This window comes from Bacillus sp. JJ1503 (genome assembly GCF_036965125.1).
GTDB lineage: Bacteria > Bacillota > Bacilli > Bacillales > Cytobacillaceae > Cytobacillus.
This window is the reverse complement of the sequence record NZ_JBALOZ010000330.1, coordinates 1-3533: the sequence shown is the minus strand read 5'-3', so window position 1 is coordinate 3533 and position 3533 is coordinate 1. Positions and strand designations below refer to the sequence as shown.

Below are 3533 nucleotides of genomic sequence, written 5' to 3'. Positions count from 1 at the left end.
TTTTATTATTCTCGTTGTAATCAATTTCATATTCTTTAGGAAAACTGTCAGGATATACAGAATTAGTAAGCACCATATCACAATATTCGACTACAGCTAATGGCGTTCCTTTTAAATAACTTTCTTTTAATTCAGCAACAGCTTTATTATTTTCTGATTGATTAGTTAAAAATTTTTCCTTCTCTTCATTCCATTCTTTAAGTTCTTTATCAAATTTCTCATTATTATCCTGATTAACTTTCAATATTTTTTCTTTTTCCTTTCCCCATTCCTCATGATGCTGTTTAAAGAGTTGATCTAGTTTTTCAATTTTCTTTTGTTTTTTTGAAGAAAATAAATTATCTAAGAACCCAAATTTCGGTTGATAAAAGTCGTCTGATTTTAAAGGCTCCCTTGGGACATCTAACTTTTTAACTTTTTTTGGTTTTGGAACACTAAACTTAGTTTTATCTTTAAGATCGTTCCAATTAATTTTATCATCAATATCTAAAGTATAAATAAGGGTGTTTTGAATAATATCAATTTGTTCAATAGCTTCTTTAGTTAACTTTTCTGCAAGTTCTTTCTTCTCCTGCTTCTCTTTTGCGGCTAGTTGTTTGTCTTGTCTTTGCTTAAGTTGTTGCTCTTGCTTCAACCACATTTCATCCCAAGCTCTTTTTTGCATTTCGGCCTTTTGTTGAACAACGTATAAACTATTTCCTTTTATAACCCTATACTTATTTAAGCCTTCATGCCAAACTTCAATTTGGTACATGCTTATCTAATCCTTTCCATTTTTGGTAATTTAGTTATATTTATCATATCAATTATTTGGTTGATTTTGTCGAAAAATTTAAATAAAATATCGAAAAATGGTTGCAATTTATACGGGGGTCAAGACAAATTTTGTTGGTAATAAATTTTAAATAAAACTCTGGTTTTTATGTTCGTGTCTTTTTGCCGTTAACCTAGTCACTCATAACTAAACAAGGAGATTCTTTATTAACAAATCTAATATTTCCCCTTTATTTCAAGAACCTAATATACTTTCTCGCGTAGCTGTCATCTAATATCATACCCTTGATAACAACAATACTATCCTTCTTTTTTTAGGCTTGTTTAGTGAATAGTTTGATATATTACTATCGTCCTATGTGTTGTATAATTATGGTACTATTTACTAATTTAGGAGGTTTATGTGATGATAGAGGTCGTTTATATTTTTAAAACGAACTAGATTCAAATTGTCCCATTGATGAAAAGTACGTGGTAGAGATTAATGGTGAGCGTAAATCTTTTATTAAGGAAGAAGATGCGTTTATTTATATGTTTGATCAAGGGGTTAAAACGTATCAGTCTCTGACAAAAAAGACTTCTGAATATAAAAGTTTAAAACAAGTGCCAATTTACGAATTTTGGCATATCGAAAATAGAGTTGGTCATGTTCTTTATGATTATGAATACTTTGTAGATGAAAATGGGGAGACACAAAAGAGAAAAGCTTATATTCGGCGTTTTGTAGGGTTTGGACGCAGCTGCTTTGCTTCTACAAAAGAGGAATTAATGGAAAAGGTTCGAGCTGAAATTCTTATATATAAGGATCCAGGAGAGCGTGGATTTAACACGTATCCTTATTACACTCGCTATTATCGGGAGTAGGTAAAAAGTAATGAAGGATTTTATTGCGTTTGATTTTGAAACAGCAAATCGTTTCAGGCATAGTATTTGTTCTGTGGGAATGATTTTTGTAGAGGATGGGAGAATAGTAGATTCCATTTATGAATTAATTAATCCGGAAGTGGGGTTTGATGAGTTTAATATACGTATTCATGGAATTACGGATATGGATGTAAAAAAGGCTCTTACGTTTGATCATTTTTACCAAAAGATTTAGGGCAAAAAATTGGTGGTGGCTCACAATTTATCATTTGATGGTTATGCATTACGTGATAATTTGTCACGATATGAAGTAAAACCCAGTTATTATCAGTTACTTTGTACATATCAATTATCGAGAAAAATCGTCCCAGGTTTATCAACGTATCAATTAAAGGCATTATGTCAATATTTTGGGATTCATTTAGCGAATCATCACAATGCTTTAGATGATGCCGAAGTGTGTACTGGTTTAATGTTAAAACTAATTGATGACCATGAAATAACAGATTTTGATGTTCTTTATTCCAAAACACGTATTAAGCCAGGGGAAATTTCAGAAGGACATAAGTCAAGAGCTTAATAAAAGGATTATTCCATAAAAGATAGGAATTCAGAAACCGTAAAGTATCCTATTAGCTTTATTAAGGGGGCAATAAAATGGTTGAGATTCAAGTTAAAAGTAAGGTAATCATTTCAAATACAGATATTGTAGAAAAAAGTACTGAAGATGGCCAATGTGTATATTACTTTAATAATAAAAAATTGGAGAAAAAGATTCCTGACGGTAAAACAGAGATAGAAATTGCAGAAGGGAAAATAGTAGAAATAATAAATAAATTTTTAAATAGGCAGTACGATAATACAATTGTTTTAACAGGAGCGGGAAGTTCCATATTACGTGAAGACGACATTGAAGAGGAAATAGAGGAAGGATTTGATATCCTAAGTCATTCTGGAAAAACAGTGTATGGGCTTAAAGAAGCTATTGAAGAACATTTAAATCAGTTTCATGTTTGGTATAGTTTGGATGAATTAGCAGAGAAGGTTAAATATGTTGAAGATGATAACGGATTTAATATTGAGGATTTATTATCAAAAGTTCAAACAGCTAGAGATTATATTTCAGAAAATGAACGAGAAAAGTTTGATCTTACAGTAAACGAGATAGAAAAGAAAATACGAAGTCTTTGTGAAATCACAATGTGTCAATATCATAAACATCGTGAGTTTATTAATAAGCTAGTTACAAAAAGAAAGGCTCAGAGTAGAGTAAAAATATTTACAACTAACTACGATACGTTATTTGAGCAAGCTTTACAACGTGAAGAATATATCTTGGTTGATGGATTCTCATATGAGTTTCCGAGAAAATTCAATGCTAGATATTTTGATTATGACTTTATTATTCGGGGAGAAAATAAAATAATTGATGAGCCAGAATATGTTGATAAAGTAGTTCATTTACTTAAAATTCATGGATCTATTGATTGGAAGAAGAGTCCTCAAGGTGACGTAATTAAAAGTATTGAAAAAGATGAGCAGGATCAATCACTAATGATTTATCCACGAAGGGCTAAGTTTGAACAATCCTACGAAAATCCTTACTTTGACCTTTTTTCTAGGTTTCAGAATGAACTTAGAAAAAAGAATACACTTTTAATTGTTATTGGTTTTAGTTTTGCTGATAAACATATTAAATCAATAGTAAAAAATGCAATACTTAATAATGTTAGTTTAAATATATTGATCGTCTCTCCAGATATTGAAAAAGATGAATATAAAGACTTTATTGAAAGAGCAAAGAAATATCAAAATGTAATGCTTTTCGGGGCAACATTTAATAAATTTGTAAGTAATTATCGGAAACAAAATGCATATAGTGATGACTTATTTAT

Annotated in this window: 3 protein-coding genes and 1 pseudogene; 3 read left to right on the top strand and 1 reads right to left on the bottom strand. The window is 30.2% G+C overall.

All coding sequences use genetic code 11. The features are described from left to right. Positions 1-754, bottom strand: a 754-nt coding sequence (locus V7149_RS21685) for a hypothetical protein (protein WP_335347671.1), incomplete at its 3' end; no start/stop codon positions are given. Between the two features lie 491 nt (positions 755-1245). Here V7149_RS21685 and V7149_RS21680 point away from each other — a divergent pair. The 3 genes and pseudogenes from V7149_RS21680 to V7149_RS21670 form a co-directional block, all read left to right on the top strand. Beyond that, positions 1246-1638, top strand: a complete 393-nt coding sequence (locus V7149_RS21680; protein WP_335347670.1) for a hypothetical protein — start codon at positions 1246-1248, stop codon at positions 1636-1638. 10 nt (positions 1639-1648) lie between these two features. Further along, a pseudogene (locus tag V7149_RS21675) lies at positions 1649-2218 on the top strand (3'-5' exonuclease). A gap of 77 nt (positions 2219-2295) precedes the next feature. Continuing rightward, positions 2296-3533: SIR2 family protein (locus V7149_RS21670; protein WP_335347669.1), on the top strand; the 1238-nt coding region annotated here is incomplete at its 3' end.